Origin of the sequence: Brevibacillus sp. TJ4 (assembly GCF_044627595.2) — a bacterium.
Classification (GTDB): domain Bacteria; phylum Bacillota; class Bacilli; order Brevibacillales; family Brevibacillaceae; genus Brevibacillus.
This window is the reverse complement of record NZ_CP185865.1, coordinates 1,549,255-1,571,961: the sequence shown is the minus strand read 5'-3', so window position 1 is coordinate 1,571,961 and position 22,707 is coordinate 1,549,255. Positions and strand designations below refer to the sequence as shown.

Sequence of the window (22,707 nt, the reverse complement as noted above, 5' to 3'; positions counted from 1 at the left end):
CCCACTCCCGGATCAGTATTTTCTCGCCTGCTGCAATTCCTTCTCTTTTTCAACATGAGCCTTAGCTACCTTGGGATTGCCGGAGACAGCGGCGATTCCGACATGCCACCACGATTCGTAGCCGTTCGTCATCGTCTTCGGCAGCACCTTGATGTCGAGCAAGGTGCTCGTCGTCTGCTTTTTCGCGTCCGCTAGCGCCGCTGCGAGCTCCTCGGCCGTCGTCACCCGGTACGTCTTCACGCCGTAGCCTGCGGCGCTCTGGGCGAAGTCGATTTTCATCAAGGCGCCGTCCAGTTGTCCGCTCTGCGGGTTGCGGTAGCGGAACTCCGTGCCGAAGCTGCCCATTCCGTTGCCCATTTGCAGATTGTTGATACAGCCAAAAGAAGCGTTGTCAAACAGCAGGACATTGATTTTTTTTCCTTCCTGCAAACTGGTGATCAATTCGGAATGCAGCATCAAATAGCTGCCGTCTCCGACCATGGCGTAGACTTCTTTGTCCGGCTCTGCCAGCTTGACGCCAAAAGCGCCGGAAATCTCGTAGCCCATGCACGAATAACCGTACTCCATATGGTAGGTGTTGGGCCGGCTGGACTCCCACATGCGCTGCAAGTCGCCTGGCAGGCTGCCGGAGGCGCCAACGATCACCGCCTCCTCGTCGATCAGGCGGTTGATCTCCCCGATTACTTCCGTCTGGGTCAGCTGGGACTGGTACGTCTCCACGAATTCAGGCAGGGCTTCGTCGCGCTGTCCCTGCACCTCCGGCAAAAAGCCGTCCGGCTGGTAGCGAATCTGGCGCAGCCGTTTGAGCTCCGCACCCCATGCCGCCTTCGCCTGTTCGATCTCATCCGTGTAACCCGCCCGATAGCCGATTGCCTCCAGTTCTTTTTCCAGCGCCAGCAAAGCCAGCTTGGCATCGGCCACGATCCTTATCGCATCGAGCTTGCTGGCGTGATAGGCGGACACGTTGATCGTCACAAATTCCACCTCCGGATGCTGAAACAGCCGTTTCGAGGCGGTCGTAAAATCGGTGTAGCGGGTGCCGATCCCGATCACGACATCAGCCTCTTTGGCGATCCGATTTGCTGCCAAATTGCCGGTCACGCCGATTCCTCCCAGGTTGTAGGCATGGCTGCTTTCGATGGCGCTTTTGCCCGCCTGCGTCTCGCCGTACGGGATGTGAAACTTCTCGGAAAAACGGCGCAGCACTTCCCCTGCCTCAGAGTAGCGCACCCCTCCGCCGCAAATGATCAGCGGCTTTTTCTTTTGCCTGAGCAACTCGACAGCCTCCTGCAGCTCCAGCGGGAGCGGAAGGCGCCGTTCGATGCGATGGACGCGCTTTTGGAAAAAGGTTTCGGGAAAATCGTACGCCTCCGCCTGCACATCCTGCGGCAGAGCAATCGTCACCGCCCCGGTATCAGCCGGATCAGACAGCACGCGCATCGCCTGGATCATCGCCGTCATCAGCTGCTCCGGGCGATTCACCCGATCCCAGTACTTGCTCACCGCGCGAAACGCGTCATTGGTCGTAATCGTCAGATCGTGGCAGTGCTCCACCTGCTGCAAAACCGGATCAGGCTGCCGGGTGGCAAACGTGTCCCCCGGCAAAAGCAGCACCGGAATGTTGTTCGCTGTCGCTGTCGCCGCAGCCGTCACCATATTCGCTGCGCCCGGCCCTACAGACGAGGTGCAGGCAAAGATTTGCTTGCGGTGCTTCTGCTTGGCAAAGGCGACCGCTGCCTGGGCCATGCCCTGCTCATTGCGCCCCTGGTACACTTCCAGCTCTCCGGCATCTTCCTCCAGCGCTTGTCCGAGTCCCAGCACGTTGCCATGGCCAAAAATAGTGAAGATGCCTTTTACGAACCTCTGCTGCTTGCCGTCAAATTCCACGTACTGCTGATTCAAAAAGCGAACCAGTGCTTGCGCCACCGTCATTCTCACCGTCTTCATTGCGCTGTCTCCCCGCCTTTCCACATCGTTATCGGATGGCAAAATGCCTGCCGAGCACTGCTGCCGCCGTCTCTTTTGCCGTCTTAATCGTCCGCTCTGCCTCCCACTCCCAGTACGCCGGACGGAACAGCTCCACAGAGGCCATCTCGGCGTAGCCGATTTCCCGCAAGGTGCCAAGGATGTCATCCAGCGCAATCGCTCCCGCTCCCGGCCATACCCGGTGGTGATCCCGCAGTGCTCCGACAGGCAGGTCTTCGCAGTCGTCCAGGTGAAGGACGAAAATCTTCGCCGGGTCTGCCTGCCTCAGCTCATCCAGCCGCGAATTCATCGCATGAAAATGAAAGCAGTCGAGCACGAGACCGACATCTTCCCGGTTCGCCTCCTGCACGATCGCATACGCCTGGCCAAACGTATTGACAGAGCAATCGGGATAGCCGCAAAATTCCAGGGCGATCCTCACCCCGTACGGCCCAGCCAGCTCTGCCAGTTCGCGCAGTACCCGGACCGTCTCTTCCCGGATCGCGGAGATCGTGTAGTCGCCACAGTCAAAGGAAGGGACGGCGATCACCGTCTTGCAGCCAATCGCTTCCCCGATCCGGCAGAGGAACAGCAGGTCATCCTTGATCTGCTGATACCCGTCCTGATCGCGAAAGGTGATGAATTCCAAGGCATTGAACGCGTAAGGCTTCAGCCGGCTCTGCTGAAAAAAAGCGGCCAGCTCCGCTGCAGAGTGTGTCTGCAAATAGTCCCGCAGCTTGTCGAGCCGAATTTCGATCAGGTCGTATCCGTGCTTTTCACACAGGCGCAAATCGTCGGCCAGATTCGAGTTTTTCAACGTGGTCGCCTGGTTGAATGCGATTTTCATAGCCTGCACCTTCCTTCTGCCTTACGATTTTTTGTTTTTCCGGGCATCGATAAAGACCGCCGTGACGATAATCGCTCCCTTTAAAATTTGCTGCCAGTAGGACGAGACATTGAGCAGGTCGAGACCGTTGTTCATCACGCCAATGATCAGTGCGCCGATGATCGTTCCGCCGATCGTCCCGATTCCACCCGACAGACTCGTGCCCCCGATGACCGCCGCCGCGATCGCGTCCAGCTCGTACATATTTCCTGCTGTCGGCTGGCCCGAGGCGATCCGCGAGGTCAGGATGATGCCGGCGATCGCAGACAAAAGCCCGGCGTAGCCGTAGACCATGATCTTGTACTTTTCCACATTGACCCCGGCGATGATCGCCGCCTGCTCATTCCCGCCGATCGCGTAGACATACTTGCCGAATTTCGTCTTGTTCAGCAGCAGGTAGGACACGACCCCAACCAGCGCAAAAATCAGGATCGGTACAGGGATGCCGAGAACCGTGCCCTGGCCAATAAACCGGAATGGTTCCGACAAATTCCCGATCGGCCGCCCGCCGCTAAACAGCAGCGCCGCCCCCCGGGCCGCGGTCATCATCCCCAGCGTGACGATAAACGGCGCGATTTTTCCCTTGGAAATAATCGTCCCGTTGATAACGCCTGTCATCAGTCCCACGCACAGCCCGATCAGAATCGGGACAATCAGCGGAAAGCTGTCCGGCTGGGCAAAGCTGGCTACGATCACCGAGACGAGCGCAATGACTGAACCCGAAGACAGATCGATCCCCGAGGTGATAATTACCATCGTCACCCCGATGGCGACGATGCCGACGACCGACATCTGCCTGATAATATTGAGCAAATTGCCCGAGGTAAAGAACGTGGGCGACAGGATCGACATGACCAGAATGAGCGCGAGCAAGATCAACAGCATGCCGTATCGGCTCAGGATGCGGTAGGCTGTCTCCTTCCATCGGCTTCGTTCGGGCGCTGTCTGCTGTCCCTGTTTTTCCGCGACCGTCACTTCACTCCTCATCGCTACTTCACCTTCCTACCCTGTCTTGATTTCGTTGGCGTCCAACACTCCCGTCGCCAGTTGCATGATTTTTTCCTGCGTCGCCCCTTCCCTGTCCAGCTCCCCCGCGATACGGCCGTTGTGCATGACGATGACCCGATCGCTCAGCCCCAAAATTTCCGGCAGTTCGGAGGAAATGACGACGATGCCTTTGCCCTGCTCGGCGAGGCGGAAAATCAGGTTGTAAATCTCGGCTTTGGCTCCTACGTCAATCCCCCGCGTCGGCTCATCGAGGATCAGGATGCCGGGGTCGCCGAGCATCCACCTGGCAATCAGCGCTTTTTGCTGGTTGCCTCCGCTCAAAAAGCGCATCGTCTGCTGCAGGCTGGGCGTCTTGATCGCCAGCTGCTGGCTCTGCTTTTCACAATCGGCCTGCAGTTGCTTGCGGTCGAGAAAGCCTCCCCTGGTGTACTGATCGATGTTGACGGTGATCATGTTGTCTTCGACAGACAAGGGCAGGAACAGCCCGGTTCGCTTGCGATCCTCTGTCAAAAGGCCCATGCCGCTGCGAATCGCATCGCGCGGCGAGCGGATCACCTGCTTTTTCCCCTGTACGACGATCTCGCCTGAATCGGGGGGCTTGATCCCGAACACGCTCTCCATCACTTCCGTCCGTCCGGAGCCCATCAGCCCTGCGAAGCCGACAATTTCGCCGCTGCGCACCGAGAAGCTGACGTTTTCAAACACGCCTTTTTTCGTCAGGTTGTTCACGGACAGCACGACCTTGCCGATGTGCGCCTGCTTTTTGACAAATACCTGGTTCAGTTCCCTGCCCACCATCATTTCGATCAATTGTTCCTTGGTCGTTTGGGCGCTTGGCCGCGTGCCGACGTACTTGCCATCGCGCAGGACGGTCAGCTCGTCGGTAATGCGCGCCAGCTCATCCATCTTGTGCGTGATGTAGATGATCGAGACGCCCTCTTTCTTCAATTGGTGGATGATCGAGAACAGGTGGTTGACTTCCTTGTCCGTGATCGCTGAAGTCGGTTCGTCCATGATGATCAGTTTGGATTGAAAGGAAATCGCCTTGGCGATCTCGACCATTTGCGTGTTGGCGATGCTCAAGTCTGCCATTCGGGCACCCGGATCGATCTCGATCTGCAGACGATCGAACAGCCTTTTCGTGTCGTCTTCCAACTGCTTGGCCTTCACCCATCCTGTAAATCCGTAGCTGGGCTCCCGTCCCAAAAAGATGTTCTCCGCCACGGTCATGTAGGGAATCGGGCTGAGCTCCTGGTGGATCATCGAGATTCCTTTGTCGAGTGCCTGTTTGACGCTGGAGAGCCGCAGTTCCTCCCCGTCGAAGCGAATACTGCCGCGATCCGGCGTGTAGATGCCGATCAAAATCTTCATCAGCGTCGACTTTCCTGCCCCGTTTTCCCCCATCAGCGCGTGTACGGTCCCTTTTTTGACCTTGAGCTGGACATTGTCCAGTGCTTTTACCCCCGGAAATTCCTTTGTGATCTGTTCCATTTCCAGCACATATGGTGTTTGCATGCCGATCCCCGCTTTCACAACAAAAGTCGCTGGGCTTCCAAAAGGGCATCCCCGCCAGCTCGCCGGGGTTGCCCTTCCAGCCATAAGCTAGCGTGCACGTGTTACTGCCATTTTTGTACGTACTCGTCGACGTTGTCTTCCGTCACCAGCTCGTAGGGAATCCAGGTGAACTTCTCGACCGCTTCCCCTTTTGCCGCCTTGATCGCTACCTCCAGACCGCCTTGTCCTTGTCCGGTAGCATTTTGAAAGACCGTCACCTTGAGCTTTCCTGCCTTGACGTACTCAAGGGCATCCGGCGTGGCATCGACGCCGGCCACGATCACATCATTGAGCTTGCCCGCAGCTTCCAGCGCCATGATCGCGCCGATCGCCATTTCGTCGTTGTTGGAGACGACTGCGTCGATGTGCTGCCCGGACTGTATCCAGTTTTCCATCAAGGTCATGCCTTTGGCCCGATCCCATTCGCCCGTCCCCTCGAGGACGACCTTCAAGTCGGGATGCTGGGCGATGACCTGCTTGTTGCCCTCGGTTCGTTTGATCTGCGCTTCCTGTCCCATCTGACCGTTGATGATGGCGATGTTTCCTTTGTGGTCGAGCAGCTTCGCCACTTCCTCCATCTCCATTACCCCTGCGGTGATCGATTCAGAGCCAACGTAAGCGGTCGCGGCTTCCACTCCGTCGTACTGCCTGTTGACGACGACAATCGGAATACCTGCCTGATTGGCTTTGTCGACCATGTTCGGAGCCGAGGTCGTGTCGACAGGAACCATGATGATCGCGTTCACCTTTTGCTGGATGAAGTTCTCTACCTGGGAAAGCTGCTTGCTGGCGTCATTCATCGCATCGACATAAATCACTTCCACGCCATCCTGGGACTGCTCGTACTGCCTCATGCCATCCTGCAAATAGCTCAGCCACTTGTCGTCAAAGTCAGGCAGTGCGGCACCGATCACGATTTTGTCCGACGTCCCTGCCGTACCTGTCTGTCCTGTCTGCTGCGCCCCGCACCCGGCGACCCAGAGCGTGGCGAGAACCACCATTGCCATCCACAATCTGTTCATTTTGCCCATGAGAAAAAACCCTCCTTTTCGGATCATCCTTATCTCATTGCCTCGACCTGCTGCCATGCTTCTCTATGTGCACCAGACGGTACGCTATCTCGCTATCGCCCCCTCTACGGCCACTGTGTTGCCGCTGTCAAAGGACGCCGTCGCGGCAATCGCAATCTGCAGATTGATCTTGCCGTCGATCTCTGTCACGCTGGGGGTTTGCCCGTTTTTCACACACTCGATGAAGTGGACCAGCTCCAGCCGGTAGGCATCGGCAAAGCGAGCCTGAAAATCGGGGATGATCTCGTACTGGCTCCCTTTCGCGTTCAACAGCGTCACCTGGTGGTTGCGCAGCGTACCGATAAACAGCGATCCTTCCGTACCGATAATTTCTGTGCGTATGTCGTGTCCATACGGGGAGTTGCGGCTGGCTTCGATGTCACCGGCTGCTCCGGAGTCGAACTCGACATAAGTGATGGCCTGGTCGACGTCTCGCAGCTCGGTCATAAACGGATGACGCAGGACTTTGCCGTGCGCTGCGACTGCGCTGATTTCCGCCCCCATCAAATAGCGGGCAATATCGTAGTCGTGGATGGATACATCGAGAAACATGCGCCCGCTGTGCCGGATGAACTCTGCCGGAGGTGAGCCGGCATCGCGCGTGATCCCTTTGAAATAGAGCGGCTTGCCAATATCGCCGGCATCGATCCTGCGCTTCGCTTCGGCGTATGCGGGATCGAAGCGGCGCATGAATCCGACCTGGCAGATCACCTGGCTTTCCCGGACGACGCGAATGATCTGATCGGCTTCCTCGATGCTCTGGGTGACCGGCTTTTCCACGAACATCGGCTTTTTGGACGCGGCGGCCTTTTGGATCATCTCCGCGTGTGTGCTGGTCGGCGTGACGATGATGACGGCATCGATGTCCGGATCGGCAAACACGTCATCGGGATGCACGCTCCACTTTTTCAGGCCAAACTCCCGGGCGACCTGTTCCGCCCGCTCTTTCAACGGATCGACCACGCTCACCAGACTGGCGCCTGTCACCTGATGCGTAGCCAGGTTTTTGGCGTGGTGTGAGCCTAATCTTCCGAGTCCAAGAACTGCACATCGAATCGTCATCTGGCAACCCCCTGCTCACAATCGACTGTATATTCAGATATTTTTACCCATGCTTTCCGTTCGACCGACTTCTCGACCGCATCGAGCACGATCTGGTTGCGCAGCCCGTCCTCGAAGTTGGGGGCAGGACTGACGCCTTTGGCGATGCCTTCCATCAGCTCGTGCAGCAAGTGGATAAAGGTGTGCTCGTAGCCGATGATGTGACCGGCAGGCCAGTAGACCGAGCCGTACGGATGCTCCGCTTCGGTGCAATTGATCGTGCGGAAGCCTTGCAGTCCGGGCTCGTCGTCTTGCAAATACACCTGCAGGTTGTTGAGATTTTCCATGTCCCAGCGGATCGAGCCTTTTTCTCCGTTGATCTCGAAGCGGTTGCCCGCACGGTTGCCGCGGCTGTAGCGGGTTGCCTCGAACGTGCCCATCGCTCCGTTGGCAAAGCGGGCCAAAAAGGCCGAGGCATCGTCGACAGTGACTTCCCCCCATTCGCCGCTCTTTGGGCGTCCCTTCAACTGAATATCCATCTCCCCGAGCGGTCGATGGCGGACAAAGGTCTCCATCATCCCGACCACCTCGTCAAACTCGCCGACGAGGAAACGGGCCAGGTCGATAATGTGTGCTCCGATGTCTCCCAGCGTGCCGGAGCCGGACACTTCCTTGCGCAGCCGCCACGTCAGGGGAAAATGCGGGTCCATCAGCCAGTCCTGCAAAAAGGTGGCGCGGATGTGATAAATCTTTCCGAGCCGTCCTTCGTCAATCAGCTTTTTGGCGTATTGCACGGCGGGGGCAAACCGGTAGTTGTGGCAGATCATATGGACGACGCCTGCCTCGTTTACTGCCTCGACCATCTGTTTGGCCTGCTCTACCGTCAGCGCCAGCGGCTTTTCACAAATGACGTGCTTTCCCGCCCGGGCGGCTGCGATGGCAATCTCGGCATGGGTATGGTTGGGCGTGACGATGTCGATCAGGTCGATGTCGTCGCGTTCCAGCATGCGCCGCCAGTCCGTCTCCCACGTGGCCCAGCCCATTTTCCCCGCAGCCTCGCGCACGCCTTGTTCGTCCCGCCCGCAGATTGCCTGCATAACGGGCACCGCCTCTCCCGCGAAGAAGAAGGGAATATCCCGAAAGGCGTGACTGTGTGCCTTGCCCATGAACTTGTATCCGACCATGCCTACACGTATCTTGTTTGTGCCCATGTTTTTTCACCTCTTCCTTCCCGGTCGCTCGCGTTTTTGCTGTCACTCGGCATATTTGAACAGCTCGATCTTTTCCCCGGTGCGAGCGCTTTCATATACGGCTTCAAGCAATTGGATCGAGCGATAGCCGTCCTCCGCGCTGACAGGCGGCTTCGAGCCGTAGAGGATGGCGTCGATAAACAGGCGGTCTTCCTCGACGTAGCCCCACTTCTCCTCGATCGGGACCTGGAAGAAGTCGTGCAGTTGGGCCGCTTGCTTCAAGCCGGGGGCGTACATCACCTTTTCCAGCTCCTGCGTCGCTGCCGTCGCGTATTTTCCGTAGACTTCTACGCTTTCAAACGGGAAGCTCCAGCCGGCGTGGGCATAGGTGACGAAGTTGGCAATCGTCCCCGAGGTGAAGCTGAGCACGAAGGCAAATGTGTCCAACTCTGCTGCGGAGAGATTTTGCCGGCCCTGACAATATACTGACTCCACTTCGCCGAACAGGTAGCGGCACAGGTCGATCAGGTGGAATGGCGTCTCGTACAGAAAGCCTCCCGTCACCTGCGGATTTGCCGTCCACTCCGGCTGCAAGAGCTCGCCCCGGTTCATTTTGATATGAGCCAGGTAAGGAGTCAGCTCGGATGAAGCGATCAGCTCCTTGAGCCGCTTGTAGACGGAGGCATAGCGGCGGTTCATGCCGAGGTTGTAGATCGCTTTTGACACCTTCGCCGCATCGCGAATTTGTCTGGCTCCCTCCAGCGAGGTCGACATCGGCTTTTCCGAAAAGACGTGAATGTTGCGCTGCAAGCAGGCGAGCACAGGCTCCACATGCAGCGTATTGGGCGTCGTCACGTACACGGCATCGACGCCGAGATCAAACAGCTCCTCCAGACTGCCGACCGGCCTGGCTCCGCCCGCTTCCCCGGCCAAAGCGTGCGCCCTGTCTGCGGAAATGTCCGCCACACCAACGATCTGGACGCGGTCGTCCCTGCGCAGGATGCCTGTATGTACCTTGGCGATCCCGCCTGCTCCCAAAATGCCTACTTTCACTTGCGCCATCGTATTTTCCCCTCCACTTTTCACAAGATGGTGCTGTGCATCATAGAAAGCGCTTACATTCTTTACAGAAAAAATCGCACTATTTTTTCCTGTCTCTCCGATCGATACAGATGGATTGAGTGAAAAATACTGCGATTTCATGGATGTCGTAGTGACGAGACATGCCGTTCTGCTATTTGCGCAAGCGCTTGCTCTAATTTGCCTTCATTTTACCTCCTCCACTTCTGTCTGGCAATGACTTTTTTGAAAAACAACAAATTTTCTGATTATAAAAAGCGCTTTCGCACAGCCACGCCAAAAAAGCGATCCTCCATCTCCGGGTTTTCGCCCTGAAGTCAGACCGCTTTCCATCCCTCGACTTGCGAGACAGTTGCTATTCCCTTGCTTTTGTCGACTGCCGGATGATCAGCTCCGGCGGCAGTATGACCCGCTGCTTGGTCTTTTTCTCCCCTTCGATTTCACGCAGCAGCAAGTCCATGACCTGCCGTCCCATCTCGTCGATCGGCTGCGCCACCGTCGTCAATGGCGGGTCGGTAATGGAGGCGAGGATCGTGTTGTCGAATCCGACCACGGACAGGTCTTCCGGGATGCGCAGCCCCAGCTCCTTGGCCGCCTGGTAGATGCCGATGGCGAGGAAGTCAAAACAGGCGAATATAGCTGTCGGCTTGTGCGCGGACGCCAGCAATTCCAGCGCTGCCCGCTTGCCGCCTTCCAGCGAGTAATCCGTCTGGAGCACGAAGCGCTCGTCCAGTGCGATCCCGTTATCCTCGAGCACTTGCCGAAACGCCTGGAAGCGGTAGCGATCGCTCGTCCGGTTGAGGTTGCCCATCATAACGGCAATGTGCCGATGGCCGAGCTCGACCAGATGGGAAGCCGCCTGATACCCGCCCAAATAGTCGTCGACAGACACGACGTCGATCATCAGTTCAGGGATGTCCTGGGCGATCAGGGCAACCGGCATCTGCTCCTGCAACAGCTCCTTCAAGACGCTGTGGTTGCGCGTGGTCGTTCCGATGATAATGCCGTCCACGCTCTTTTGCTTGAGCAAAGACAGGTACATTTCTTCTGTCTCGGGGTTGTTGTCTGTATTGCACATCAACAGGTTGAAGCCCAACTCCCGGCCGCGGTCCTCTACCCGTCTGGCAACCTCGGCAAAAAACGGGTTGGCCACATCGGGAATGATCAGGCCGATCGTGCGCGTCCTCTTTCCTGTCAAGGCAGAGGCCAACACGCTGGGCTGGTACCCGAGTGATGCGATGACGTCCATTACTTTTTGCTTCGTCTTCTTGCTGATCCGGCCCTTGTTGTTGATCACTCTGGATACGGTCGATATCGATACCCCCGCTTTCTCTGCCACATCATAAATCGTCGTCTTCATTTCTCCTCTCCTCTCGTCCGAACTTGGTACACAACCAGAAGGCGACGGGAGCGCAAAGAAAAGAGAAAGCGCTTGCTCTTCGCTTCCTCCAGTTTACAGGCTCCTTTTTCTTTTCGCAATCATTGTTATGCGCAAATCACCGCTTTTTCGCGAAGATTTCGCTCAGGTCGCCTGCTCTCCCGCCCGCTGTCCTGCCCGGACGACCCACAGGCGGATTAGCTCCTGGCACTCCGCCCGCAGGATTTCAATCGAATAGGCCGCCTCGCGCAAGTAGCCGCGCTGCCGGTACTGCACGACGTACAGATGCTCCTGCCGTCGTGCGCTGACCACGTAGCAGCCCTGTTGGCGCAAAAGGCGGCGAATCTGGTGGTGCTGCCGCTCCGCCCAGCGCGACAGCTCCTGAAAGAAGCAGTCGTAGGAAAGCGAGAGCTTCAGCGGCACGCTGCACACCCGTTCCAGATCGACCATGGCGACGCGAAACAAAATGCCAAACAAGATATACCGGCGTACCAGTTCCTGTTCACGCAGACACTCTTGTTGCTCAATCGGCAGCTCCGGTTTGCTCACTTGTAGTGGCCTCCGATCTTGCGGGCGCGCTCCTTGGCCTGCCCCGCGCCAAGCACGGAGGCAGCCCGCAGAATCGCGTCATGGCCGTATTTGGCGCGAATCGCATCCATCGCCTGGGCCAACGAGCGCCGCTTCGGCTGATCCGTGAACAGATTGAGCTGCAGCACATTGTCGGGGACGAGCTGCTCCAGACTTACCCCGACGCTGCGGACTGGTGTGCCCTGCCAGTGCTGCTCAAACAGGCGGCAGGCCGCTTCATACAGCTCCATCCCGTCATTGGTCTGCTCGGCCAGCTTCAACTGGCGTCCAAAGCCGACCGGAGCGCCAAAATCAGCGCCGCGACAGCCGACAGTGACGACCGAGCCCATCAGTTGCTTGCTCCGCGCCCGGCGGCACACTTCCTCGCACAACTCCAGCAGCACCACCTTGATCTCCGCCGCCGTATGGTAATCGCGCGGCAGTGTCATGTGGTGGCCGATTCCTTTCTGCGTATCATGGGCATGCGGCGACACCGGGGAATCGTCCAGTCCGTGTGCCGTTCGCCACAGCACTTCCCCGTTCACGCCCCAGCGCTTGCTCATCACCGCCGGGGACAGCGCCGCCAACTGCCCGATCTGGTATACGCCCATGCGGTGAAAATGCCGCTTCATCCGCGACCCCACCCCGAACAGCTTTTCAATCGGCAGCTTCCACAGCGTCTCCGCCAGCTCCTCCCGCTTGAGCCAAAAAACTCCGCCCTCCTGCTTCTTGGCGAAGTTGTCGCACGCCATTTTCGCCAGAACCTTGTTCTCTCCGATGCCGACACGGCAGTTGACCCCGGTTTCCATCCAGACGCGCTGGCGAATTTGCGCGGCCATCTGGTACACGTCGCCGCCAAACAGGTGGATGCTGCCTGTCACATCCAGGAACTGCTCGTCGACGGAGTACGGTTCCACCTTGTCGGTAAACGAATGAAAAATTCCCGTAATCTGCAACGAAGTGCGCAGGTAGGTTTCCATGCGCGGACGCACGACGACGAGATGGCGGCACTTTTGCTGGGCCTGCCACAGCGCTTCTGCCGTGACGATGCCGTACGTTTTGGCGATCGGACAGGCGGCCAGAATGACGCCGCTGCGCCTCTCGGGATCTCCGGCGACGACGATCGGCTTCTCCCGCAAGTGCGGGTTGGCAGCTTTCTCGATGCTGGCGTAAAAACTTTGCATGTCAATCAGAAAAACTATCCGCTTGTTGTTTTCGCTGGCCATCCTGGACCATCCCCCAAACAGAACGTCTGTTCTCTTTTCTTATCCGTAGTATAGCAAACAAATGTTCCTATTATACATTGTATTTTTTTCCATCCAGACAGGTGCCAGGTCCAGGCGGTAAAACGAAAAGAAAAAAGCCTGGACAGACGCGGCTTTCGCACCCGACCAGACTTTGTTTGCTTGCGATTCCTTTTTGGCATAGCACACAGCAGCCGATCAGCCTATCCCGCCAGCTCCTGCTCCGTGCGAACATACAGCCACTTGCCATCGTCAGTGACGTTGAGCAGACGCAGACCGAACGGCAAGCCCGTAGCCAGCACACGCTCTTCACGGCGATCTACGTCGTACAAGGCAAGCGCATGTGTGCTCCAATCATCCGACTCCCAACGCGTAAGCGCCAACAGATGGCTGTCGGGCAACCAGATGCCATCGTTTCCGGACCATTCCATGACCAACTGCGATCCCTGATACAAACCGCCACCGAAGAACAACTGGTACATCCCGTCATCCGACTGCACATAGTCAGACCAGGCATCCTCTGGCACAGGCGGGTTCCAGCTCGTCACCGCTCCCGTCTTCCAATCGTAGCGCCAGCGCAACTCCGCCCAATCCCCTTCCGTTTTCAGCATCCGGAATGTAGCCTGCAGCCCGTCGTCAGCAAAGCGGATCGGCACAGGCGTATTGTGCAACTCGTCGATCGGGACTACTCCCTTCACGGCACCGCTCAGATGCTGGACGACCTTGCCCGCTTCCAGATCGTAAAGAAGGAAATCCAGATCCTGCTTCTGCTCCGGTTTGCCGACAGCCATCAGCAAATGGCGGTGGTCACGGCTGAAACTCGCTCCGTAGACATGGGCTTCGATCTGTACCCGCGAGACCCACTCGCTTTGCGGAGGCTCCCCTCCATCTGCCGGCCAGTTGTAAAAAAAGCCGCGGCGATCCGCCATGAAGTCGCCTTCCCCGGTGTACACCTGGAGCAGTTCTACCGGGTAGTCGGTCAGGCTGCCTTCCTGAAGGTCGTAGAGCGAATACAGCTTCGGATACAGCGCGTCGCACTCGCAGTAGTCGGTGAAGCGGCTGAGCAGCAGGTAGCGCGAATCCGGGCCAATCACATTCATGTTGTAATAGACGGAGAAGTCTGTCACCTTTTCACGCTCAGCCCCATCGACAGACATTTTCCACACCTGCTGAGGCATGATTGCAACAGCCCAAAAATCCGGCGTTTCCTCACCAAGCGACCTTCCCTTCGCCGTTTTTGCCCCGGTTACGTCAATGCGGTACTCCAGCCAACTGTCTTCCTTTGTAAATGGCCGGGGCAGCTCTGCCTGCAGATGAAGCTGCTGGTCGTGTACCCAGTGAAACCCCCACACCGGCTCGACGAAGTTCATCTCCCCGACTGCTCCCCGGGCATGTTCGCGGATCACCTTCTCCACGCTCTGCCGATCCATCGCTTCGCGGAAAAACAGCGTGTACGCCTGTGGCTCCGGCCCGACTACCGTGCGAATCGGCGACTGCAGGCGCGGCTCCTCCACCAGTCGAATGACCACGTCATGCTCCATGGCAGCGTAGTCATAGGGGAGTTCCGTCACCGGCGGCACCTGGTCCGACGTGGCTGGACCCGGTTCATTGCTGCCGGACGCCTGGGGTGATTCTGTCGCACTGCATCCCATCAATACAAAAAACAAGCAACTTACAAGTCCGAATAACGCAAACCGCGACAAGCGCATGCTGTCATCCCCTTTTTTTCCAGCTTACACCTCTTTATACAGACGTCATCCCCTCGGCAATGTTACAGCGGTAGGTGAAAAAAGGCGCTCCTGATCAAGAAAACCGCTGCGTACCGCTCGGGTGCTTTCCAGCCCTGTGTGAATGAAACCAAAAATGGTTCGAAATACTACATGCAACTGTATGATCCATATCTGTACGTTTTGACGAGGAGGTCGCCATGGAGAACGGGAAAGAAGACGTACGCGTACGGGTGCAGCGATTCGGCCGATTCCTGAGCGGGATGGTCATGCCCAATATCGGTGCCTTTATTGCCTGGGGACTTATTACTGCATTGTTTATTCCTACCGGGTGGATACCCAATGAACGATTGGCGGAACTGGTCGGGCCGATGATTACCTACCTCTTGCCCCTGTTGATCGGCTACACCGGCGGCAAAATGATCCACGACATCCGCGGCGGCGTGGTAGGTGCTGTGGCGACCATGGGCGTGATCGTCGGCAGCGAGATCACGATGTTTATCGGCGCCATGCTGATGGGACCTCTGGGCGGCTGGCTGATCAAAAAATTCGACCAGGCGATTGAGGGCAAAATCAAATCGGGATTCGAAATGCTCGTCAACAACTTCTCTGCCGGGATCATTGCGGCGATTTTGGCATTGCTCAGCTATACGATCATCGGTCCAGTCGTGCAATGGCTGAGCAACGCGCTGGCCTCGGGCGTGCAGGCGATTGTCGATGTCGGGCTCTTGCCTTTGGCCAACCTGATCATTGAGCCGGGCAAAATCCTGTTTTTGAACAATGCCATCAACCATGGAATTTTAAGCCCGATCGGCTTGCAGCAGGCAGCCGAGCTGGGACAGTCGATTTTCTTCCTGCTCGAGCCCAATCCCGGTCCGGGAGCGGGCGTGTTGCTGGCGTACTCGCTTTTCGCCAGAGGAAACGCGAAACAGTCTGCCCCGGGAGCCATCATCATTCACTTTCTGGGCGGGATTCACGAAATTTACTTCCCTTACGTCCTGATGAATCCAAAGATCATCCTCGCTGTAATCGCTGGCGGGGTCAGCGGCACGTTTGCCTTTCAACTGCTCGGAGCCGGACTCGTGGCCGTCCCGTCCCCCGGCAGCATCATTGCCCTTTTGGCGATGGCTCCAAAAGGCGGATCGCTGCCCGTACTCACAGGTGTCCTGCTGTCTGCCATCGTATCCTTTCTGGTCGCCTCCGTCATTCTCAAAACGAGCAAGCAATCGATTACGGATGAGGATTTGGAAGGAGCGACAGAAAAGGTACAGGCGCTCAAAGGAAAAAAAGCCGATTCGATCAACGAGCGCATCACCCAGACCGTTCACGACCGCTACAACGAAATGATCCCGGACTTGCGCGATCGAAATGTCGATCTCGTCGTCTTTGCCTGCGACGCGGGCATGGGTTCGAGCGCGATGGGCGCTTCGATCCTGCGCAAAAAATTCAAGGAAGCCGGGATCGGCATTGAAGTCGTCAACAAAGCGATTAACGACATCCCGGACAAGGCAGATATTGTCATCACGCAAAAAACGCTGACCGACCGGGCCAAGGCAAAAAAACCGGACGCACAGCATATCTCGGTCGATAATTTTCTCAACAGCCCGCGCTACGATGAGCTGGTGGCGCAATTGTCCGGCGCTCGGCAAGAGCCTGCCGAACAGGACGACAGTAAAAACACCGCAGATAGCCAGACAGGCGGGAGCGGAATTCTTTCCGCAGACAAGATCGAATTGGCCGCACGCGTCGAGAATAAAGCCGAAGCGATCCGCCGCGCCGGACAATTGCTCGTGGACGCCGGACACGTCTGGGAAGACTACATCCCGGCGATGCTCGAACGCGAAGAGTTGACCAGTACCTACATGGACAATGGCGTAGCCATACCGCACGGGACGGACAGAGCAAAAGCGCTCGTTCGCTCCACGGGAATCTCGATCGTTCAAGTACCGCAGGGCGTCGATTTCGGAAACGGAAATGTCGCGCGCCTCGTCATCGGGATTGCCGCAGTCGGCAATGAGCATTTGGAGATTTTGTCCAAGATCGCGATCGTCTGCGCGGACCCGGAAAATGTCAACAAAATCGTCCAGACTGCGAGCAAGGAAGAAATCATCCGACTGTTTGAAGGGGAAGTGGGCTAATGCTGGCAATTCATTTCGGTGCGGGAAATATCGGAAGAGGGTTTATCGGACAACTGCTCCATCAATCGGGATACGAGGTCTGCTTTGTCGACGTCAATCAGGAGATCGTCGATGAGATCAATCAGAAACGAGGCTACACGATCACTCTTGCCTCCGAACAGAAAGAGACGTTTCGCGTGGAAGGAGTGCGAGCAATCAATGGCAACCGCGTGGAGGAGATCGCCGCAGAAATCGCCAAAGCCGACGTCGTGACGACCGCAGTGGGTGTCAACATCCTCCCGCACATTGCCCCGGCGATCGCAAAAGGTATCATGCAGCGCCTGGCAGCGTCCGGACCACCTCTTGCTATCATCGCCTGCGAGAATGCCATCGGCGGCAGCACGCAATTAAAGCAGCACGTATACGGGCATCTGACAGAACAAGACAGAGAGCGGGCTGAACGGCTCATCGCCTTTCCCGACGCTGCGGTGGATCGCATCGTTCCGCTGCAGCATAACGAAGACCGCCTGGCCGTCTCCGTCGAACCGTTTTACGAATGGGTCGTGAATCAGTCACAGGTAGTCGGGCCGACACCTGCGATCAAAGGAGTGACGTTTGTCGACGATCTGGCGCCGTATATTGAGCGCAAGCTGTTTACAGTCAATACCGGCCACGCCACGATCGCCTACCTGGGCTATCTTCTCGGATACAAAACAATCAGCGAGGCGATCCAGGACGCGTTTATCGTCGACACGACCACACACGTCCTCCACGAAACCGGGCAGCTTTTGCACGCCAAACACAGCTTTGACAAACAAGCGCACGAACAGTATATCGCCAAGATTCTGCACCGCTTTGAAAATCCGTACATCTCGGATGATGTCGTGCGCGTTGGACGCTCCCCGATCCGCAAGCTCTCTCCCCACGATCGGCTCATCGCGCCTGCGACCGGATTATTCCAGTACGGTGTGACTCCTGCCCATCTTCCTGTTGCGATCGCGGCTGCTTTCTTGTTCGATGACCCGGGGGATGCGGAGGCGATGGAGCTGCAGCAGACGATCCGGCAGGACGGTTTGGCGCAAGCGATCACCCGTTATACGAAAATCGAGCCGGATCACCCCCTGCACGGACTGGTTGCCGGGCAGTACGAGCACTTGGCGGCGAAAAAAAGAGGGCTTTCCTAGAAGCCCTCTTTTTTCCCTCATCAATCAAAGACCGTGCCATCCAGCACGCCTTCACGCCGCAAGTATTGGCGCAGCCAGTGGAAACGCTCCTCCTGCCAGAACGAACGCTCTGCCACCAGTCGGGCCGTCTCCTGTCGGGCAACCTCCAACGCCTTGTAGTCGCTCATCAAATCGGCCACCTTGAACTCGGGCAGCCCGCTCTGCTTGGTGCCGAAAAAGTCGCCCGGACCGCGCAGCTCCAAATCGCGCTGCGACAGTTCAAAACCATCTGTCGTCTCGCACATGACGCGCATCCGCTCCTTGCCGATCTCCGATTTGGGGTCGGCGATCAGCACGCAGAAGGACTGCTCCGAGCCGCGCCCTACACGCCCGCGGAGCTGATGCAGTTGCGCCAGCCCAAAACGCTCGGCGTCGTATATGACCATGTAGGTGGCGTTGGGCACGTTTACCCCTACCTCCACCACAGTTGTCGAGACGAGCACCGCGTATTCGCCCGCCAAAAAAGCCTGCATGACAGCATCCTTTTCCTTGGCTGGCAGACGGCCATGCATCAGCCCGACGCCAAACTCGGGAAACACCTGGGTGAGCTGGGCATGCACATCGATCGCATTTTGCACGTCCAGCTTTTCCGACTCTTCGATCAGCGGACAGATGACGTATGCCTGTCTGCCCCTTCGCAGCTCTGCCCGCATCTGCTCGAGGACGGCGGGAAACTGCTCGTGCTTCTTCCAAGTCGTCTCGATCGGCTTGCGCCCGGCCGGCATCTGGTCGATCGTGGAGACGTCCATGTCGCCAAATGCGGTGATCGCCAGCGTGCGCGGAATCGGCGTGGCCGTCATAAACAGCACGTCGGGAGTCAGCCCTTTGTTGCGCAAGATGCGCCGCTGCTCTACGCCGAAGCGATGCTGCTCGTCAGTGATCACCAGACCGAGCCGGGAGAAGAATACATCCTCCTGAATCAGCGCGTGCGTACCGACGACGACATCGACAAGCCCCATTTGCAGCGCGCCGATTACTTCGCGCCGCCGCTTAGCCGTAAGCGAACCGGACAACAGCGCCACCTGCACGCCATGGGGCGACAGCAGTGAAGTCAAAGATTGCAGATGCTGCTCCGCCAAAATCTCCGTCGGCACCATCAGCGCTCCCTGATAGCCTGCTTTTACCGCAGCCAGCAACGCGATCGCCGCGACTACCGTTTTCCCCGAGCCGACATCGCCCTGCAGCAAGCGGTTCATCGAATGGGGCGCCCGCATATCGTCGAGAATCTCCTTGACCACCCGCTTTTGCGCTTCTGTCAGCGGAAACGGCAGGCTGCTGACGAACTGACGCACTTCCTCCATCGGAATGTTGAGCGCGGTTCCTTCCGTCTGCTGCCGATTGATGCGGCGCAGTGTCTGGATTTTCAGTTGAAATAAAAAAAGCTCCTCAAACATGATGCGCCGCCGCGCCTGTCGCCCATTTTCCGCATCGGCCGGAAAATGAATCGCTTCGATCGCTTGAGCGCGGGGCATCAATCTGTAGCGTTCGACGATGTCGGCAGGCAAAATCTCGGCAATTTCTTTGCCATACTGCCGCAGCGCCTGCATGATCAGCTTACGCAGTATCGCGTGTGTCACATCGCCGCGCAGCGGATAGACCGGGGCCAACTCGCCGCGTTTGGCCGCTCGTTCCGAATCAGCCTCGGTCATCTCGCTGACCGTAATTTGCAGCTTGTGCTTGTCCCATTTTCCGGTCAACAGCACTTCCTTGCCTGGTGCGAGCCTGTTTTTCACAAAGCTCTGGTTGAACCAGACAGCAGTGACGACGACGCGATCCATAACCAGCTTGACGGAAATGCGCGACTTTCCCTTTCCGTAAAAACGGACGGAAGGCTCGCCGTACACCGTGCCGGCAAGCGTCACCCGTTCCCCGTCCTTTACTTCTGTCAGGTCGCGTACCCGGTAATCTTCATAGCGGGAAGGAAAATACTCGAGCAGGTCAGCGATGCTTTCGATGCCCATTCCCGCCAATGCCTTGGCCCGCTCTTCCCCTACCCCGTGCAAGAGGGAGACGGGCGCTTGATGCAATTCCGTCATGTACGATCCAGCCGCACTCCGAAAATTTTGGCCTCAATTTGTCGCCCTGTCTGGGTCGCCGCCAATCCGCCCTGCGCTGTTTCCTTCAGCGTCGTAGGCATTGCGCAGCCGATCCGATACATCGCCTCAATTACTTCGTCAGTCGGAATCGTGCTTTTGATCCCGGCCAGCGCCATGTCGGCAGCGACCGTCGCGATGGCAGCTCCCATCGCATTGCGTTTGACACAGGGCACCTCTACCAGTCCGGCCACGGGGTCGCATACCAGACCAAGCATGTTTTTCAGTGCGATTGCTACCGCTTGCGCCGACTGCTCCGGCGTACCTCCGGCCATTTCCACGATAGCAGCGGCCGCCATCGCTGTCGCCGAACCGACCTCCGCCTGGCAGCCGCCAGCAGCACCGGAAATAAACGCGTTGTTGGCGATGCAGTAGCCGATCGCCCCTGCGGTAAACAAGTAATGGACCATTTCCTCGCGTGTCGGTTGGAGCTTTTCCGACACGGCAAACAGCGTTCCCGGGACGATCCCGCACGCCCCCGCTGTAGGCGTCGCGACGATCGTACCCATCGCGGCATTTACTTCATTGACCGCAACCGACATCGAGACCGCGTTCAACAGCGTCGGCCCGGAGAGGAACGGCTTTGTTTTCATATATTCCTGCAGCTTCTTCGCGTCGCCGCCCGTCAGCCCGCTATGCGAGCGAATATCTTCTGTCAAGCCGCGCTGCACGGCTTTTTCCATCACTTCCAGGTTGCTGTACATCTGCTGCATGATTTCGTCCCGGCTGCGCTGGGATACGTCCATCTCTGCCTCGATCATCACCTGGGAGATTTTCTTTCCTTGCGATTCCGCCAACTCTACCAGTTCTGCTACATTGCGAAACATGCGTTTCCATTCCTCCATCCGCGTGTTTTCCGCTCGTACATGCTACGTCTCCAACGAGAGCAAGGAGACATCAAAAACGTGGGGAATCCTGCCAATTTCTTCGGCCACCGGGGCGGGGATCACGGTGTCTGTCTCCACTGCCATCAAGGCCCGTGAACCACGGTCGAGGCGGGAGACCTCCATCAGCCCGACGTTTATTTTCTCACGCGTCAGCACTTTGGCTACGGCAGCGATCATGCCAAAGCGGTCTTCGTGCAGCACCAACAGCGTCGGGTTGTCAAATCCCAACTGGCACGTAAACCCATCTATCTCCAATATCTCGATTTTTCCGCCACCGATCGAGACGCCTACCACTTCGATTTGCTGCTGCCCGTCCGACAGCTTTACCCGTGCTGTATTCGGATGCTCCGTCAGCGTCTCGGATGTATTCAGCACAACCTCCATCCCGCTCGCCTTGGCGATCGCAAGCGAGTCTTTCAAGCGCGTGTCAAACGTGTCAAAATCGAGAATTCCGGCGACTATCGCCACATCGGACCCATGCCCCTGGTATGTCTTGGCGAACGATCCGTAAAACGTCACTTCCGCACGCTTCGGCTGCCGTCCGAACAGCTTGCGGGCCACTCTTCCGATCCTCGCCGCTCCTGCCGTATGGGAACTGGAAGGGCCGACCATGACCGGTCCGATAATGTCAAATACGCTTTTGTATTTCAATCGGGCTTCTCCTCCTGCAAACACTACCGCGTTCTGCTTTTATTGTATCCCACGTCCGCATAAAGCGCTACACAGGGAAAACCTGCAAGCGCTGCATTCTCACAGCAAAAGCCTCCCTGCTAGCCAGAGGGAGGCTTGTCTTGGTGCTGGTAGAACGTCTACGCTTTTATCATCACGACACCGATCAGTCCGGGTCCCACATGCGTACCGATGACAGGACCGATTTCCTGCAAAAAGGCTTCCTTCACCTGGAACTCCTGCTTGTACCGCTCCAGCAGCTCAGCCGCCTGATCCGGGACGCTGCTGTGCAGCAGAGCCAGCTTGACAGGGGAGCCTTGGGCGTACTCATGGAACGCTTCGGTGATGCGGGCAATCGCTTTTTTCGTACCTCGCACCTTGTCGAAGGCCGCTACATAGCCGGCGGGATCGAGCGTCAAAATCGGCTTGATGTTCAACAGAGAGCCGATCACGGCCGAAGCGCGTCCGATCCGTCCGCCTTTTTGCAAGAATTCGAGCGTATCGACGATAAAGTACACCTGGACTTCATCCAGAAAGTGGTCAATCATGTCCAAAATCTGCTGCTTGGACTTTCCTTCCTGGGCGGCTTTGGCTGCTTCCACGCAAATCATCCCGTACACAAACGATGCTTTGCGCGAGTCAATGACCGTAATATCCACATCGTCTTCCAGCATCGACTTGGCGATCACGGCCGACTGATACGTGCCGGACAGCACTCCCGAGAGCATGATCGCGATGATTTGTACGTCTTTGCCGTGCTTGTCCACGATCTTTTTGTACGCATCCACAAACTCCAGCGGCGATGGCTGCGATGTCGTCGGCAACTGATCTGCCTGCTTGAGCTTTTCAAAAAAACGGGTGGAATCGATCGTGACGCCGTCCAGGAACGTCTCTTCCCCAAACATCACTTTCAGGGGAACACTTTCAATCCCCAATGACTCCCGCACAGAAGGTTCTACATCCGATGCGCTGTCGGTCAAAATTACGATTGGCATGTACAGTGCCTCC

General features: G+C 57.3%; 17 protein-coding genes and 1 pseudogene. 2 read left to right on the top strand and 16 right to left on the bottom strand.

Translation table 11 applies throughout. The features are described 5' to 3' along the window. Positions 1 to 12: 12 nt before the first annotated feature. From iolD to ACAF76_RS07460, 12 genes and pseudogenes are all read right to left on the bottom strand, one after another. Positions 13 to 1,947, bottom strand: a complete 1,935-nt coding sequence (gene iolD / locus ACAF76_RS07515; protein ID WP_400163310.1) for a 3D-(3,5/4)-trihydroxycyclohexane-1,2-dione acylhydrolase (decyclizing) — start codon at positions 1,945 to 1,947, stop codon at positions 13 to 15. Between the two features lie 28 nt (positions 1,948 to 1,975). Then, positions 1,976 to 2,812 (bottom strand): sugar phosphate isomerase/epimerase family protein, encoded by an 837-nt coding sequence (locus tag ACAF76_RS07510; RefSeq protein ID WP_400163309.1) that lies wholly within the window; start codon positions 2,810 to 2,812, stop codon positions 1,976 to 1,978. Between the two features lie 21 nt (positions 2,813 to 2,833). After that, positions 2,834 to 3,838, bottom strand: coding sequence for an ABC transporter permease (locus tag ACAF76_RS07505; RefSeq protein WP_400163308.1), 1,005 nt, complete (start codon positions 3,836 to 3,838; stop codon positions 2,834 to 2,836). A 15-nt stretch (positions 3,839 to 3,853) separates the two neighbouring features. Next, the gene (locus ACAF76_RS07500; RefSeq protein ID WP_400163307.1) at positions 3,854 to 5,374 is read right to left on the bottom strand and encodes a sugar ABC transporter ATP-binding protein; all 1,521 of its coding nucleotides are present in this window, start codon (positions 5,372 to 5,374) and stop codon (positions 3,854 to 3,856) included. A 101-nt stretch (positions 5,375 to 5,475) separates the two neighbouring features. After that, positions 5,476 to 6,444: a sugar ABC transporter substrate-binding protein gene (locus tag ACAF76_RS07495; protein WP_400163306.1), complete on the bottom strand. Its 969-nt coding sequence runs from the start codon at positions 6,442 to 6,444 to the stop codon at positions 5,476 to 5,478. 84 nt (positions 6,445 to 6,528) lie between these two features. Continuing rightward, entirely contained in the window at positions 6,529 to 7,545 is a 1,017-nt protein-coding gene (locus ACAF76_RS07490; protein WP_400163305.1) for a Gfo/Idh/MocA family oxidoreductase, read from the bottom strand. Continuing rightward, complete coding sequence (locus ACAF76_RS07485) at positions 7,542 to 8,735, bottom strand: Gfo/Idh/MocA family protein (protein WP_400163304.1); 1,194 nt, start codon at positions 8,733 to 8,735, stop codon at positions 7,542 to 7,544. The genes ACAF76_RS07490 and ACAF76_RS07485 overlap by 4 nt, the downstream gene beginning before the upstream one ends. 42 nt (positions 8,736 to 8,777) lie before the next feature. Then, positions 8,778 to 9,776, bottom strand: coding sequence for a Gfo/Idh/MocA family protein (locus ACAF76_RS07480; RefSeq protein ID WP_400163303.1), 999 nt, complete (start codon positions 9,774 to 9,776; stop codon positions 8,778 to 8,780). A gap of 373 nt (positions 9,777 to 10,149) precedes the next feature. Further along, positions 10,150 to 11,157: pseudogene (locus ACAF76_RS07475) on the bottom strand (LacI family DNA-binding transcriptional regulator); the annotation flags it as partial. A gap of 159 nt (positions 11,158 to 11,316) precedes the next feature. Continuing rightward, entirely contained in the window at positions 11,317 to 11,721 is a 405-nt protein-coding gene (locus tag ACAF76_RS07470; protein WP_400163302.1) for a hypothetical protein, read from the bottom strand. Continuing rightward, complete coding sequence (locus tag ACAF76_RS07465) at positions 11,718 to 12,965, bottom strand: DNA polymerase IV (protein ID WP_400163301.1); 1,248 nt, start codon at positions 12,963 to 12,965, stop codon at positions 11,718 to 11,720. Before ACAF76_RS07465 ends, ACAF76_RS07470 begins: the two co-directional genes overlap by 4 nt. A gap of 221 nt (positions 12,966 to 13,186) precedes the next feature. Further along, positions 13,187 to 14,692 (bottom strand): hypothetical protein, encoded by a 1,506-nt coding sequence (locus ACAF76_RS07460; RefSeq protein WP_400163300.1) that lies wholly within the window; start codon positions 14,690 to 14,692, stop codon positions 13,187 to 13,189. A 218-nt stretch (positions 14,693 to 14,910) separates the two neighbouring features. Between ACAF76_RS07460 and ACAF76_RS07455 the strand changes: the two genes are divergently transcribed. Continuing rightward, a complete protein-coding gene (locus ACAF76_RS07455; RefSeq protein WP_400163299.1) occupies positions 14,911 to 16,848 on the top strand; it encodes a PTS mannitol transporter subunit IICBA in 1,938 nt (645 codons plus the stop codon). Continuing rightward, positions 16,848 to 18,011, top strand: a complete 1,164-nt coding sequence (locus ACAF76_RS07450) for a mannitol-1-phosphate 5-dehydrogenase (protein WP_400163298.1) — start codon at positions 16,848 to 16,850, stop codon at positions 18,009 to 18,011. The genes ACAF76_RS07455 and ACAF76_RS07450 overlap by 1 nt, the downstream gene beginning before the upstream one ends. Before the next feature lie 20 nt (positions 18,012 to 18,031). On the opposite strand, the gene recG is transcribed toward ACAF76_RS07450, so the two are convergent. The 4 genes from recG to ACAF76_RS07430 form a co-directional block, all read right to left on the bottom strand. Beyond that, positions 18,032 to 20,086, bottom strand: a complete 2,055-nt coding sequence (recG, locus tag ACAF76_RS07445; protein WP_400163297.1) for an ATP-dependent DNA helicase RecG — start codon at positions 20,084 to 20,086, stop codon at positions 18,032 to 18,034. Further along, the gene (gene sdaAA, locus ACAF76_RS07440) at positions 20,083 to 20,970 is read right to left on the bottom strand and encodes an L-serine ammonia-lyase, iron-sulfur-dependent, subunit alpha (protein ID WP_400163296.1); all 888 of its coding nucleotides are present in this window, start codon (positions 20,968 to 20,970) and stop codon (positions 20,083 to 20,085) included. The genes recG and sdaAA overlap by 4 nt, the downstream gene beginning before the upstream one ends. Positions 20,971 to 21,012: 42 nt before the next feature. Further along, complete coding sequence (gene sdaAB, locus ACAF76_RS07435) at positions 21,013 to 21,681, bottom strand: L-serine ammonia-lyase, iron-sulfur-dependent subunit beta (protein ID WP_400163295.1); 669 nt, start codon at positions 21,679 to 21,681, stop codon at positions 21,013 to 21,015. 158 nt (positions 21,682 to 21,839) lie between these two features. Next, entirely contained in the window at positions 21,840 to 22,694 is an 855-nt protein-coding gene (locus ACAF76_RS07430) for a DegV family protein (RefSeq protein WP_400163294.1), read from the bottom strand. Positions 22,695 to 22,707 lie beyond the last annotated feature (13 nt).